The sequence below is a fragment of the Leptolyngbya sp. PL-A3 genome (assembly GCF_039962325.1).
Taxonomy (GTDB): domain Bacteria; phylum Cyanobacteriota; class Cyanobacteriia; order Elainellales; family Elainellaceae; genus Vacuolonema.
In genome coordinates this window covers 32,850-47,859 of record NZ_JAMPLB010000034.1, presented here as the reverse complement: position 1 = coordinate 47,859, position 15,010 = coordinate 32,850, and the positions used below count along the sequence as shown (strand labels likewise).

11 protein-coding genes are annotated in these 15,010 nt (G+C 49.8%); 5 read left to right on the top strand and 6 right to left on the bottom strand.

Annotation, left to right across the window (positions count from 1 at the left end):
- Window positions 1-22: 22 nt before the first annotated feature.
- The 4 genes from NDI52_RS22185 to NDI52_RS22170 are packed head-to-tail and all read right to left on the bottom strand — an operon-like array spanning window position 23 to window position 3,081.
- Window positions 23-403 (bottom strand): hypothetical protein, encoded by a 381-nt coding sequence (locus NDI52_RS22185; protein ID WP_190774503.1) that lies wholly within the window; start codon window positions 401-403, stop codon window positions 23-25.
- Window positions 404-406: 3 nt separating this feature from the next.
- Window positions 407-898: a phage tail protein gene (locus NDI52_RS22180; RefSeq protein WP_190774502.1), complete on the bottom strand. Its 492-nt coding sequence runs from the start codon at window positions 896-898 to the stop codon at window positions 407-409.
- 3 nt (window positions 899-901) lie between these two features.
- Window positions 902-1,369, bottom strand: coding sequence for a phage tail protein (locus tag NDI52_RS22175; protein ID WP_190774501.1), 468 nt, complete (start codon window positions 1,367-1,369; stop codon window positions 902-904).
- 59 nt (window positions 1,370-1,428) lie between these two features.
- Window positions 1,429-3,081 (bottom strand): phage tail sheath C-terminal domain-containing protein, encoded by a 1,653-nt coding sequence (locus NDI52_RS22170; protein ID WP_190774500.1) that lies wholly within the window; start codon window positions 3,079-3,081, stop codon window positions 1,429-1,431.
- A gap of 315 nt (window positions 3,082-3,396) precedes the next feature.
- Here NDI52_RS22170 and NDI52_RS22165 point away from each other — a divergent pair, with 315 nt between their 5' ends.
- Both NDI52_RS22165 and NDI52_RS22160 read left to right on the top strand, forming a co-directional pair.
- Window positions 3,397-4,665: a DUF4255 domain-containing protein gene (locus NDI52_RS22165; RefSeq protein ID WP_190774499.1), complete on the top strand. Its 1,269-nt coding sequence runs from the start codon at window positions 3,397-3,399 to the stop codon at window positions 4,663-4,665.
- Entirely contained in the window at window positions 4,662-6,668 is a 2,007-nt protein-coding gene (locus NDI52_RS22160; RefSeq protein ID WP_190774498.1) for an ATP-binding protein, read from the top strand. Before NDI52_RS22165 ends, NDI52_RS22160 begins: the two co-directional genes overlap by 4 nt.
- Before the next feature lie 256 nt (window positions 6,669-6,924).
- Here the strand turns inward: NDI52_RS22160 and NDI52_RS22155 are convergent, their stop codons facing one another.
- On the bottom strand, window positions 6,925-10,761 hold the full coding sequence (locus NDI52_RS22155; protein ID WP_190774497.1) for an AAA-like domain-containing protein: 3,837 nt from the start codon (window positions 10,759-10,761) through the stop codon (window positions 6,925-6,927).
- 343 nt (window positions 10,762-11,104) lie between these two features.
- Here NDI52_RS22155 and NDI52_RS22150 point away from each other — a divergent pair, with 343 nt between their 5' ends.
- From NDI52_RS22150 to NDI52_RS22140, 3 genes are all read left to right on the top strand, one after another.
- Window positions 11,105-12,892: an AAA-like domain-containing protein gene (locus NDI52_RS22150; RefSeq protein WP_199307626.1), complete on the top strand. Its 1,788-nt coding sequence runs from the start codon at window positions 11,105-11,107 to the stop codon at window positions 12,890-12,892.
- A 138-nt stretch (window positions 12,893-13,030) separates the two neighbouring features.
- The gene (locus NDI52_RS22145; RefSeq protein ID WP_190772596.1) at window positions 13,031-13,300 is read left to right on the top strand and encodes a hypothetical protein; all 270 of its coding nucleotides are present in this window, start codon (window positions 13,031-13,033) and stop codon (window positions 13,298-13,300) included.
- Window positions 13,301-13,492: 192 nt separating this feature from the next.
- Window positions 13,493-13,876, top strand: a complete 384-nt coding sequence (locus NDI52_RS22140; RefSeq protein WP_190772597.1) for a nuclear transport factor 2 family protein — start codon at window positions 13,493-13,495, stop codon at window positions 13,874-13,876.
- Between the two features lie 390 nt (window positions 13,877-14,266).
- On the opposite strand, the gene NDI52_RS22135 is transcribed toward NDI52_RS22140, so the two are convergent.
- On the bottom strand, window positions 14,267-14,971 hold the full coding sequence (locus NDI52_RS22135; RefSeq protein WP_190772598.1) for a response regulator transcription factor: 705 nt from the start codon (window positions 14,969-14,971) through the stop codon (window positions 14,267-14,269).
- Between the last annotated feature and the right edge of the window lie 39 nt (window positions 14,972-15,010).

Genomic DNA, 15,010 nt, shown 5'->3' with positions numbered 1-15,010 from the left:
GCTTTTAGGAAAGGGAAATACCCTAACCAACCTCAAGCTGTGCTGTTTCCGTGGGAATGGCCGAATTGAAGGATTCAATCATCGGCTCATCGACCGTTGAGGAAGACAGCTCTGTTTCCAGCTCATTGATTTGGCGATAAAACTGGTAAAGATAATTGAGATCGCAGGCAAACAGCCCTTCAATCACAACGGGTGTTACGTCTTCTAAAACCCCTAGCTGCGTAATTACCCGAGACAGGATAATCACCGTTGCATAGGCGGGATTAGCTTTCACTCTTGGATCCCGCAATGGCATGACTTCATCTGCCGCTGTAGCTAAGCGCATCAATCCATGGCGGTGTAGGTTGCCCTCCCCATCCAGATAGCCTTTTGGCAATACAAACTCAAATTCTGTTGGAAACATGTTTTACCTCTGCCGTGTAAACGTTTCAACGGCTAATTCCATTTCTTCGATCGCCAGATCTCCTGTACCTACATTCAGATCAGAAACCAGATAGCTAACGGGCCATGCTCCCTGAAATTGAAAGAGCGCTTGAGAATTCCCCGCCTGGTCATAGATCGTCAATGCCCCATCCCGTAATTGTCTGGCCCAGTTGCCTTGCTGCACCGTTTCAAACCAATTCCAGAGTGTTGCAGATTGCGTCATTCCCCGCCGTAGGGTGAGGTTGCTGGTTTTCGCATTGCCTGGAAGCTTGGTATGAGAGATTTGCCCCGATTTAGCCTTTCCCCACTGCCGGGGAGACACCTCACTCACCTCGATCGCCGTCTGGCTCTGCTTGAACCCCTTACATTCCATAAAAAAAGCATCAACGGGATCCAGACTGCCATCCAGTTTCAATTCAATATAGAAGCGACAGGTGGTGAGAATTTCTGGAAAGTGATTAATCAGGTTTGCCATGGATTACATCACCCGTTTAATTCCCTCATGCACCAGGGTCAGGGTTTCATTCGCCACATCATTGGCTCCTGCTTCCAGCTTGGGTCCCTCATACTTGGTGGGATAAGCATTCAGCAATTCCCATCGAGCTTTCATATCTCCTGCCTGATCGTACACACTCACCGAAGCTGCTTTCCGACTGCTGCTCCAATCAGAACGCCCGCCCTCATTTCGATTACAATCCTCGTACCAGCGGTACAGATCTTTGTTGGTTGTCGCCACCAGCTTGATGACCACCGGGGTAAACTTAGTCCGTGTCGGTGTTGCCTGCCGCAAATTGATCGCATTCTTCCCTGAACCCAGCACCTTATCTCCCCCTGCCGCAGGGGTTTCCGAACTTAAACCCGACACCTCCAAAATCTGCTTATCCGTAACCCCGTCGGCCTCAAAGTAAAACCGACAACTGACTAATACTTCTTCTTGCTGCATCATGATGAGATTCCTTCTAGTTCACACTTACATTCACAAAGCATGCTTAATCGTAGGATTTTTTATTCATCTTGCTGGCTAACCCACTGGCTAATTCGAAACACAACAAATTCTGCTGGTCGTACCGGGCAAATACCGACTTCCACATACAAACGACCCAGTAACATCGTTTCGGGGGTATTAATTTCCTCATCACATTTGACATAAAAGGCTTGTTCCGGTGTTGCGCCGAATAATGCGCCTTCTCGCCAGAGTCGTTCCAAGAAGTTGTTGACGGTACGACGAACGCGTGCCCACAAGTCTTGATCGTTGGGTTCAAAAACAACCCATTGCGTCCCCAACTCAATTGATTTTTCGATATAGCTGACCAGACGACGGACGTTGATATACCGCCAATCCGTCTTTTCGGGTTCAACCAGCGTCCGTGCCCCCCAAACCTTAATGCCGCGATTGGGGAAGGTGCGAATACAGTTAATGCCCCTGGGGTTTAGCATTTCTTGTTCGCGGAAGTTGCAGTCGTAGGCTAAGCCCACAACGCCACGAGGAGTTTCGTTCGCGGGTGCTTTGTAGACACCACGAGTTTCATCGGTACGCGACCAGATACCCATCATGTGGCCGCAGGGAGGGATGGCAATGGAGCGTCCACCCTTACGGGGATTGGGAACTTTAATCCAGGGGTAGTACAGGGCCGCGAACATCGATCGACGGCTAAAGTCCTGATCTAACCAGTGAACGACCTGTTGGGGCTTGATGCATTCGGGTGGCGTGTCTAACACCACCATGCGATTGGGTGGATTAGGAGCCGAATTTTCGCAAAGGCTGACCATTAGTTGCATCAAGTTATGCACCTGATCAGCGTTCATTAAATCTGCTTCGTAAGCCCGCATCAAGTCGGGGCAGGCAATTATGGTAATTTCATCAATTTCAAATAACCCCTGGATGCCTCGGCGGTCATCTCGAATCCCCTGCACATAGCGAGCCAGGTTCTCAGGGGTCGGCAGGAGAGGCGGCATGCTGATTTCGTATTGCCCATCCACGGGACGGCGAGCTAGGGCTAAACCGGATTGGGTGACATCAGCAACTTGAAGGTACTGAGATTCCTGTAACTTCGTGACGACATAATCCCCCACTTCGGGCTGTACCTGTGTATCCATCGTCAAGTGACGGAAGATCTCTAATTCTTCTCCATCTCGCTTGACCACCAGTGTGAAAAACTCCGCAGGAATCGGGGCTGGTGTATTGGGGTCTTCTGGAAGGGCCTTGGGTTCTCCGGGAAGCACTGCCATGCGGACAGAACCGCATGTCGCGTCTGATTTGAGACGTACCTGGAGCGCCTCGTGACGGCTTGCAGTTTTGATGGTCACAGCCGTTGTATTGAAATCTGGTTGCTGGTTTTCTGGATCAGTTTTGGGAAGATCGGTACCGATGCTCACGATCCAACACCGGGCACCTCCGTTGAGAAACCAACCGTTCACGGCAAACGGCAAATAGGCGTCAAAGTCTGTAAATCCATCAGAGTTTTCGCGGGCAAAGTATTCCAGATATTGATTCCAACTGGCGACGAGAACGGGTTTACCCAACTCAGCACCACCCCGAATGGCTTCTGTAAAACCCACAAAGCCAGCAATATTGGTTTGTACACCTTCAATTGGACGACTGCCGCGATCGACCTCTTCAACATAAACACCGGGGGCAAAGTAATCCAGTCTTGCCATGTTACGTATCTCCGTATGGGATGGGGCTATTCAGTATTTGAAATGTTTGTGTGTTGGCTCATATCATAGGCAGCGGCTCTGGTCTTGGGTATCTGAAGAATGTCCCAATATCAATTCAGAAGAAAGTCGAGTAGCCTTAAGACCTTCGTTGATACGAATTCATCATCTCTGTACGCCATGTATTCATTCATACTGGACTACGCATCACTAAAGTCTTGATCTTGTGATGAAGACTGGTATCTCTTACTCACAATCGGTATGAATGGAGCTATCAAAGTTTAGGGAATGTTTTATTGCTTTGCAGGAAAGGATGTAATGAGTAATTATTTGGCGATCGCAACCGTTACCGCAACCATGCAGCGTCTATTGCAAGCATCACTACAAAGCGATGTGCCGGGTGTTCGTGTAACCACAACACGGCCCGATGCTTCCGGCAGTGGCACTCCCGATATTGGGGTTAATCTCTATCTGTACCAGGCTTCTCCTAATCCAGCCTGGCGCAACAATGACCTGCATACCCGTCGTCCTAAGGGCGATCTGATTAAGCATTCGCAGGCCGGTCTAAATTTATTTTATTTAATGACGTTTTACGGAAATGAGATTGAGTTAGAACCTCAACGGTTACTGGGAAGTGCAGTACGCACGTTAATTGATCAGCCGATTCTAACCCAGGACATGATTGAGGAGACTGTTCAACATCCTGCATTTAGCTACCTGGCAGATTCAACACTAGCCAGTCAGGTTGAACGGGTTACGCTGGTTCCCAGTTCCATGACCACAGAAGAACTCTCGAAAATCTGGTCCGTCTTTTTTCAAACTCCCTACACGTTATCCTTTGGCTACCAGGGCAGCACTGTTCTGATTGAAGGGGATAAACCCGCCCGTCGCTTGCTTCCTCTGCGCGGTTGCCAGTTCTATATCACGCCCAATCAGCCTGTGGTTGACCAGGTTATTCCCGATGGGGGTAGCCATCAGCCGATTACCCTGGGCAGTTCTCTAACAATTCGGGGCAAGCAATTGCGAATGGATCAAATCCAGATTCGGGTTGGAGATGCCAGGGTGACCCCCCAGGAAGTCGGGGAAACCCAAATCAGACTCAACCTGTCTGGCTTGTCAGGGGCAGAAGTGGCAGGGCTACGGGCTGGTGTTCAAAGCTTGCAGGTACTCCATCCCGTTGCTAAGCGAACGGCCTTTGATATTGATCGGGCGATTGGTTCTAATGTGATGGCGATCGTCCTATGTCCCACTATTCGCGAAATCGTCCTGGTTCACAGGCATCTCACAGAGGATGACGAATATAACGGTGAAATTCAAGTTCAGTCGGATCTGTTGATTGGTAAAGAACAACGAGTTTTTCTATTACTCAACCAACTAACATCCCAGAATCCTGCGGCCTACATCTTTAAGGCCAAAACCCGTGAAATGGATACTCACATGGTGGAGTTCCCCATTCAAGACGTGCAGGAGGGGGTATACCTGGTGCGAATTCAGGTTGATCGCTCCGAAAGCCCCCTCACCGTAGATACCACTCCCAATAGCCCCACGTTTGAACAGTACATTGGCCCTACCATCGAAATTTCATGAGCCCATCCACCCTTGCTTCAGCCCAGGATTCGTGGCGATCGCTCTGGTCTGAACTCTCTCAAATTCGCCACTACCTCGAACAACACATTGCCCGTGTGCACTCTTCCGATGCGAGGGCTACGAATCCGCAGGAGAATAGGTCATCGAGTGAACCTGAATCGGCGATCGCCCCTTCCAACCTGGAACACCTGTGCAATACCTTTGGGCTATCGCCGTTTGAACGGGCTATCCTCCTGCTATGTGTCGGCATGGAATTGGATCGCACCATTGCCGCCCTCTGTGCTGAAGCGCAAGGAGATACACAAAAGCCTTATCCCACATTTGATCTAGCGTTGGCTATCTTACCCAGCGCCCATTGGAGCGCCCTCACGCCGACAGCCCCTCTACGACGCTGGCGATTGATTGAAATGGGAATCAGTCAAACGCTGATGCTCAGTCCATTACGGGTCGATGAGTGGATTTTGCATTATCTAACGGGAACACAATGCGGTGACGATCGCACCCTGCATCTGATTCAACCCGTCTCATTACAGCCCAGCCTGGTGTCTTCCCATCAACAGCTTGCCAATCAATTAGCCGCACTCTGGCAACAGGGAGACACCACACATTATCCGATCGCCCAACTCTGTGGCTCAGAATCGGGCAGTAAGCAGGCGATCGCCGCTGCCGCATGCCATCAACTCGGTTGGCAACTTCACACCCTCTCAGCCCTTGTTCTCCCGGCTCAAATGCAGGATCTCCAAACCCTGCTAACCCTGTGGGAACGGACGGCGGCGCTTCAACCTTCGGTATTGTTAGTTGATTGTGATGCGATCGCCCATGAATTCAACTCTCGTGAGGATGCCCTGACCCGGCTGATGGAACAGATTCGGAGTCCGTTGATGATTGCCAGTCGCGATCGCTGGCCTCAACAACAGCGTGCTTTCGTTAGCCTGACGGTTGAATCACCAACGCGCGATGAGCAACAGAGACTCTGGCAGCAAGCTCTGGGGCCAGTAGCCGCGTCTCTCAACGGTCAGGTGGAGCAATTAGCCAGCCAGTTTCGGCTAAATGCTTCAACGATTCAGACCATTTGTACGGAAGTGATAGGCGATGTTCATCCGCCTTCTACGGTTCATGCCGCGCAAAGCGAGTCATTAGGTCAGGCACTCTGGCAGGTCTGTCGTATCCATACGCGTCCACAATTGGATGATCTGGCGCAGCGGATTGAGGCGATCGCCACCTGGAACGACCTGATTCTCCCCGACAAGGAATGTGCCGTTTTGCAAACCATTGCTGCCCATGTGAACCAGCGCATTCGTGTGTATGAACAATGGGGATTCCGTTCCAAGAGTAGTCGCGGGTTAGGCATTAGCGCGCTGTTTGCAGGAGTCAGCGGCACCGGAAAAACCATGTCTGCGGAGGTTCTAGCCCATACGTTGCAATTAGACCTGTACCGTATTGATTTGAGTTCTGTTGTTAGTAAATACATTGGTGAAACGGAGAAGAATTTACGCCGAATTTTTGATGCAGCGGAAGCCAGCACAGTCATTCTTTTATTTGATGAGGCGGATGCGTTGTTTGGCAAGCGCTCAGATGTAAAGGACTCCCACGATCGCTACGCCAATATGGAAGTGAGCTATCTACTCCAACGCATGGAATCCTATCAGGGCTTGGCTATCCTCACCAGTAACCTGAAAGATTCGCTAGATACAGCCTTCCTGCGCCGGATTCGCTTCGTTGTTAAATTCCCCTTCCCTGACATCGCCCAACGGATACGCATCTGGCAGAAAATATTTCCGCCACAAACACCCACCCATGACCTGGATTTTCAAAAGCTGGCAAAACTCAATGTTTCAGGGGGCAACATTCGCAATATCGCCTTGAATGCTACATTTCTGGCAGCCAGCAACAATGAACCTGTGCAGATGCATCACCTGCGGGATGCGGCTTATAGCGAATATATGAAGCTAGAACGAACCCTCACTGATACTGAGGTAAAAGGCTGGGTGTCGATCATTTAGGTGAGTGGTGGGGCTGCGATCGCTACCAGCATCTCGTATCTAAAATAATCTGAAAGATTTCTTGCGATCGCACCAACGCGGAATAATCTGAAGAAAATTTCTTGCGATCCACAGAATTTGGGGTGATAGACAGAAACGGCACAACTGAGAGGATCGGTAGTCAGCTGGTTGAATTGCTCACCCAACCTTAGCTGTGCATCGTGCGTAATGGGCACCATCACACACCACGCACAGCAATGAACCAGGCTCCTCCAGTTCAGGTGGAACATCTGAGCTTAGCGCGTAAGTCTGGATGGTGATTGAAATAGCCGTCTAACCAATCGCAGCCACGGTCTAGGAGATTTGGCAAACTGGCAACCTGCCAATGGTGCACTGTAGTGCTAGTACCAATGGTGAAAATTGTTTTTCCATCGTTGCTGAAGCTGATATTGTGAATGCCTTCTGGGACAGTGATGTTGCTCAGCAAGTTTCCTTCTAATGTCCACAGCTTTAGCGTGTTGTTAGCAACGGTGGCAAGACTGCGGCTATCGGGGCTAAATTCCATTCGGAAGGTTGTGTCTGTATTGCCTGTAAAATCGGTGATGAGTTGCCCCTGGCGATTCCACAGCTTAATGCTGCCGTTCGCTCCAGAGGTAGCAAAGTAGTTGCCATCCGGGCTGAATTTAATCAGGTAAACATCTGGTTGAAACTGAGATAGTGTTTTGACCAGCTTTCCTTGAGGCGTCCAAATTTTCACCGTTCCTTCTAGACCTGTGGTGATTAGGTGTTGCTCATCGGGGCTAAACTGCATTGCGATAATATCTTGCTCATGGGCTTTGAGCGTTGCCAAAACTTCTCCTTTGGCCGACCACAGCGTCATCTGGCCATCCATCTGACCCACCGCCAGATAATTTCCCCTTGGACTGAGGCTCAGAGCATTGATGGAAGCCTGAGATGGTGTGCGCGTTTGCAGTAGCAATTCTCCCTCACGAGTCCAGAGGTTAATCTGATTATTGGCGGTAGCAGCGGCAATGTGGCTACCATTGTGGCTAAGGGCAAGAGAGGCAGGGGAGGGGAGGCTGTCTGTTAGTTCTTGGATCAGTTGACCTTGTGGATTCCACAGGCGAATTAAGCCTTCTCTGCCCGCGATCGCCATCACCTGACCATCCTGGCTGAACTGAGTATGGGGAGAAGACTGACCCGATACATTCAGCGTTGCCTGTTGTCGTCCTGCCAGATCCCACAAAAGGGCACTGCCGTCCTGATTATTGACGCTTAGGATGCGCTGCGATTGTCCATTCAGGTCTGAGAAGAGGGTTGTGCCGGGTGCAATCCCTGCTAACTGGTGTTGATTCTGCGCTTGCAGGTTCCAGTCCTGAACGGTGCCTGTGCTGGAAAAGGTGAGCAGGCGATCGCCCTCTGGGCTAAACCAGGCATTCAAAATTCTGCCTTGTCCCTTCAGCGTTGAGGCAATCGGTTGCATGGACTCGATCTGTTGCAACAAGTAGATGGTGCCGGGGAAATTACTAAAAATCAAGCGATCGCCCTGAGGACTCAGTTGCAAATTTGCCTCCACCGGAACAAGGGTTAAAGGCTGAGGAGGAATTCTAGGAATCCTGGGCGGTAGTTGCTTCCCTTGGGGCGTCCAGTAGCTCAATTCTCCATTGACGGTGACAACAACGATTTCATTGCTGGATGTAAATTGAGCATCCGCAATGGACTTATAGGAGCCATTGCCGCCACCTGGAACCTTAATCTCGCTGAGGCGATCGCCCTTCACTGTCCAGACTTCCGTGTTTCCTTCCCGGCCAACGGTTAATAAATACTCACTATTGGAACTCCACTGCATGTTCAGGGGAACAGATGCCTTGAAGGTAGTGAGGTTTTGCCCATTGAGCGAGCTAATTTTCACATTGCCCTGCTCATCAATTGCCGCTAGATGTTGCCCATCCGGGCTGAATTGCACAGTATGGATGTTACCCTCAAAGCCCTCTAGTTTGAACTGATAGTTCCCTTGAGACGACCAAACATCAACGGTTTGAGAACTCGCCGCGGCAAGGGATTCACCATTAGGACTAAACGCCAGAGTAAACACCTGACGGTTTCCGGGCTGTTGCAACTCCCGAAGGCGATCGCCCTGTCGATTCCAGAGTCGAATTTTGCCATCAAACCCAGATGTAGCTAGCAATTGACCATCAGGACTAAACCCCATTGCTACCTCTGTTCCCCCGTGATCTCCCAGGTTGGCAATCAAGGTTCCTTGCGTCGTCCACAATTGAGCTGTTGATTGCACATCTATGGAGGAAGAGGCAGAAGCCGTGATGACCAGCTCTCCATCGGGGCTAAATTCGGCTGCACCCAGGTTGACCGGAAAGCCTGTAAACCGATTTTGTTCATGAATTTGACTTAAAACATTTTGTAGCGCCAGAATTGGGCTGGTTGCTGGATATTCAGACCAGGGGCGATCGCTTTTCACCAGTTGGTTTAGCTCCTGCCCAGCCTCCATGGCTGAGACTAAAGCATCCAGTTCAGAGGTTTCAAACTGACGCAAAACCTTCATCCCTTGTCGCTCCAAGCGAGTTCCTGCCAGGGCAGTCTGCTGCTTTTGCAGGGCAACACTGGCAAAGGTGCCCGCGATTGCCGCTCCCACCACAGAAACAGCCAGAATCAGTGAACCAACTTGTATTCGGCGTTTGGCTTGATGGTTAGCAACCGTCAAAATTTGATTCGCTTTGGCAATCGTTTCCTTTTCCTGTTTTTCAATATCCCAACCGATCTGAACCTCCAGCTTTTCTAATTGAATGGTGCGATTTTCAGCTTCCTGACTCGCTGCCAAAAATTGGTAATCTTCATCGCTTAAACTCTTTCCTGCTGCCCAATCCAGCGCTTCTCGCAAAGTCTGTCCCCGCAATAGTCGAGAGCCATCCTCTCGCTCGGAAGATATCCAGGCGGCGATCGCATCATTGTAAATTCGCAGATTACCCAACTGCTCACTGACCCAGGCGACATCAAACACTGTTTCATAAATCCGGTTAGCAACCCACACTTTGCCCTGACGCTGCACCACTAGCCCAGACAGCTTCAGCGCCATCTGCTCGGCCGAATCATCGGCTGGAATCGACCGATCTGGAGCCAGTAATATCTGTTGATAAAGCCCCAATAATCGACCGGCCCGTTGCTCATTCCGCAGTAGGCGATCGCGAATGGTTTTGAAATGCTCAGGATAATCCTGTGCTTCCCAATTGTCGATTATGTAGGTTTGAATGAGGCGCTCGATCGAGTCATGAAGCAATGAAGTAGTGAAATGATCTGTTGCTTCACTCCTCCACTCCTGCACCACCAATTGACACACCTTTTGCGTTAGAAACGGTTGTCCACCCGTCCAGCGCAAAATTTCATGCAATGCTGTTTGAGGCGCGTCAACGATTTCTGTCAATCCCTCTGATAAAACTTGCGCTTCGTGCTCAGCAAATCCCTGCAAATCAATGGCTCGACCAATATTGAAGGGGGTGCGGTGGGTGTCGCTGATCAGATCGCTAGGGGTGGCAACACCCAACAATGCAAACGTTAAATGCCGATAAGCGGGGTGATGCGCTCGTTTGTTGTAGCAAGCACGAATCAGCACAAAGAAATCATCCAGTGAGTCACGAAAGCTCAGAATACTGTCAATTTCATCAATGAAAACGACAATGGGCTGTGATTGCTTCAGCAGAATTTCTTCAATCAACTGACTCAACCGCTGCACAGGTGAAAGCGAGGCGCGATCGCTCCACCAGCCCATGAATTCTTTAGAAGTGAATACATTCAGACTGCTCGCCAGCTTATAGGCAACGCCGCCATACCACTGCTCTAGCGACACCTGATTGCCAATATCTGAAATATCGATCGTGACGCAGGCAATTCCTTCCGCCTGCAAGCGATTCATCACCTGCACCTGAAGACTCGATTTGCCCATTTGCCGAGAATTCAGAACATAGCAGAACTCTCCCGCTTTTAACCCCTGATACAAATCAAGGTCAGCTTGCCGCTTAACATAAGTAGCAGCATGTTCAGGTAGAGTGCCGCCGGCCTGGTAGTAGGTAGCGATCGCAGCGTGATCTTTTTGTGCAGCCATAGCGATTTAGACGAGAAATGAGAGGAATAGATTCCGAGGGAATCCGTTGTCATTTCCTATGAAACTCGATCAATTGATGAGTTCAGGAGGGAGAACTTCGAATTGTGATTGACTTGCCATCGACTTTATTGAGATGTCAGCAATAGCATATCCAGCTTGAATTGTAGTTTTTATATGTGGCCAGAAAACCAGGTTCTGCTTTAAAGCACGGCCTACTATGATTTGTACGTGAGCAGGCGATCGCCCCTGCCATATTGCGATACAAGCTAGAATTTCATCAAAATGCTATCCGATCTTGAACCCTGCATTCATGCGCTAATGGGATACGCTGACCAGGCCTACTGTGATTTCTGCCATGCCGCGATCGCTCAGACTTCGTCAATCTTGCATCTCTCGTATCAAGCTGTCCCTGTTGCGCAATGGCTTTCCCAGCCAGCGCATTCTGGCCGAGCACTTGAAGATTGCCCAATCGACCGTTAGCCATTTCCTCAACGGCAAATCCGTAGACTTCGTAAATTTTGTAGAACTTTCTCAAGCCTTAGGACAAGACTGGCGCGATCTTGTGGATCTGGACGCTGAGCCGCTAGGGGAGCAGGTAGAGGAACCGGCAGCCCAGGAATATGCTGCGACAGTTTTAATTAGTGGTGATGTGGGTTGTGTCGAGTTATCGGCTCAGATCCAGCAGTATTTTGCTCAGACTTCATATCAGGTGGCGATCGCTCCAACGCCCCTCCTACTAGCGGAAACCTTACAATCCTTTGACTATTGGCTGCTGTTATTAACCGAGCCATCAGCTGTTAGCGAAGCAACCCTGGCCAATGTTCAGCTAGCCAGAGAGTTATGGGATAAGACACAGCGACCCACTATCTTACCCATCGCGATTAATCTGCCCTGGATACAGCGATTGCCATTCGATCTGCTGAATTATTTGCAGGAAAGCCAGCCGTGGCAATGGCAACTCTCTGAGCCGCCCACGCGTTTAGCGTCAGCACTGTTGGACGTATTCAATCAGCGGCGCATGGCGCTACCGGCTCATGAGCTAGCTATCCCTTGGGCACAGCTTACGGCTCCAGCGACTCGTGCCCCTACTCCGCCCCTGCCGACCGCTTCTCCTGAAATTCCAGGGGGACAGATGGATCTTGAGTCGAGACTTTACATCCAGCGTCCTCCTATTGAGACACTGTGTTATGAGGCGATCGCCCAACCTGGTGCCCTGATTCGGATTAAAGCGCCCCGGCAGATGGGAAAAACCTCATTGATGGCGCGGATATTACATCAAGCAGAACAGCAGGGATCTCGGATTGTGCCGTTGAGCTTCCAACTTGCTAATCAGCGCATCTTCAACAATTCAGATACATTTCTCCAGTGGTTTTGTGCCAGTGTCAGTCTGGAATTGGGGCTTCTTGATCCAGAGCAATTGGCAAAGCATTGGCAGCTTGCCGATTTGATTGGCAGTAACCAGTGCTGTAAAGCCTATTTTGAACAGTATTTACTGCCGCAGCTGGCTACTCCCTTAACATTGGGATTAGATGAGGTCGATCGCGTCTTTGCCAGTCTTGAAATTGCTGATGATTTCTTCGGATTGCTACGTGCTTTGCATGAAGAGGCGAAACGGCGAGAGATCTGGAAAAATATTCGTCTGATCGTGGTTCATTCCACCGAGGTTTATATCCCGCTCGATGTAAACAAGTCTCCGTTTAATGTAGGACTACCCATTGAGCTACCCGAATTTACAACCAGTCAGGTCGGGGAACTGGTGCAGCGATACGGTCTTCCCCAGCAACCAGAGATGATTCAAGCGTTAATGGGGTTAGTCGGAGGACATCCCTTCTTGATTCGACTGGCACTCTATGCGATCGCCCACCTAAATTTGAGCCTAGAGCAACTCTTGCAGACCGCGCCAACAGAAGGTGGCATCTATGCCGATCATCTCCGTCGTCATCTCAGCAATCTCGAACAGAATCCACCCTTGATGCAGGCATTTCGAGAGGTCGTATTCCACAACACCCCAGTGCGATTGCCCTCCGAGCAAGCCTTCAAACTCAGCAGTATGGGGCTCATAAAACTTGTTGGTAATGATGGAGTCCCCAGATGTCAGCTCTATCGCCAATACTTCTGCCGTTGCCTATAGAAAACACTGTGTTTAGGTTTTTAGGAGATTTCTGGGAAACAATATCCCCATTATTTGGAAAAAAGGCGCGGCGAAGCCGCGCCTTTTTTCCAAATAATGGGGAAGTTCTTATCTGGAAATCTCCTTAGAAGTGTAAGCATGAATGAACTCATGGCCCAGATGCAGGCGGTTATGGAAACACCCTACTACGAAGGTAAATTTCCCTGTCCTTGGTCGGTTCCAGAGTGTAAATCCTTTTCAAGGATCCGTTTGTCTGGAGAAATGACACATCTAGAAATTGGATTAGTTTTGGCTCAACTGGCTCAATACAATCCAATAGAACTTATACCGGTTTTATATGAAGCTGCACAGAATGAGAGTGGCGGCGGGTACCCGCTGCCACTCTCATTCTGTGCAGCTTCACATTGATTTGGTATTGCAAGTGATGAACAAGTTATTTTAGAGCAACTTCTTGAAGCAGAGAGTTTAGTTTTGCCGGGTGGCATAGAGATCACGTTGGGAGAGAAGTCTATTCCTTCAAGTTGGGTAGATGCAGAGCGATCGCCAATCGCTGGCCGAACCGTTCGACGGCTTGCAAGCGGTGTTGTATATTGAATTACTATGTCAAATCAACCTGCACCAGAAATCGAGCTGCTACGCGCAGCGTATGCGGCCTTCAACGCGCGTGACATTGATGCCGCCCTCGCCCTTATGACTCCCGATGTGGCCTGGCCGAAGGCGTTCAAAGGCGGTTTTGTTCACGGGCCTGAGGAAGTCCGCGCTTACTGGACAGAGCAGTGGAGTGAGATCAATCCATCCGTCGAGCCAATTGCCTTTTACCCAGAGGACGCTGGGCAGGTCCTGGTCGAGGTGCATCAGGTCGTGCGCGATTTGGTCGGGGCCGTGCTTGCCGATGAGCACGTTGGCCACCGTTTTACCATTGAGCATGGCTTGATTCAAGCCATGGAAGTCTGTCCACTTCCATCGTCTGGTCTCGGTGCTTAATCATGCGCTGTAGTCGCAATTATCACAGCCACTGGTGCTTCTGCTTCTGCTTTTGTTTCAACTGATGTGCCTTTAGGAGGTTTCTGCATAAGAATTTACCCAGAATGTTGGTGCTTTGCCCGCGAAGCGGGCAAAGCACCAACATTCTGGGGGTAATTTCATTACTGGAAATCTTCTTAGAAACCATCTTCTGTTTAAGCAAGCATCACCACCCTACCATTAGACAACTCACCTAATGATAACGGTGCAGTAGATTGAAGGAAATCACTAATGCTGGGTTCAAGGTTACGAACAACCGCTGACTGCAATCATCAGGTGTATCGCTCCTTCTGTTTCACTTGATTTACCCATCCTTAACGATAGGGAATAGTTTTTCTCTTGAAATTCCGATCAACAGGCGTTGGATGTGGGTGTTCGATCGCCCCCACCACTTTCAGCCTTCCAGGTGTCGTGCCATTCTACAGAATTGGCGTAGATCGCCAATTCTGAGCGGTTTCTAAAATTGAGGCGTGTAAATAAACGGGTCACATAGGTTTTTACCGTTCCTTCTGAAATAAATAACTGTTGAGCGATCTCGCTATTGGTTGCGCCTTTGCCGATTAATCGCAAGACATCTCTTTCTCGGGCAGATAATTCGGCGATCGCGGGTAATTCTGACTCTCCACGGGATAGCCCTGAACGAAGGGCCTGATCCAGAATTTTTTCCATTAGACCGGGAGCCAGTTGTGTATAACCCCGATGAACCAGGCGAATAGAGTCGGCCAGTTCCTCCGCAATCATCGTTTTTAGGAGGTAACCTTTCGCTCCAGCATACAACGCTTCAATGACAGATGGTGTGTCGTTACAGGTACTTAAGATGAGAACTTTGACAGTGGGGAAACGTTGGGCGATCGCCTGCGTCGTCTCTTTCCCACCCATAACTGGCATACTCAGATCCGTGAGGACGATATCTGGCTGTGTTACTTCAATTTGTTCTAATGCCTCTCTCCCATTTTCGGCTGTGCCGACTACAGCCAAGTCGGGTTCATGATTCAGCAATGCTTTGATTCCGTCACGGACGAGACCTTGATTGTCTACCAGTAGGACACGAATCATATCAGCACCTCAGATAGCATCTACAGACCTATCGCGTTT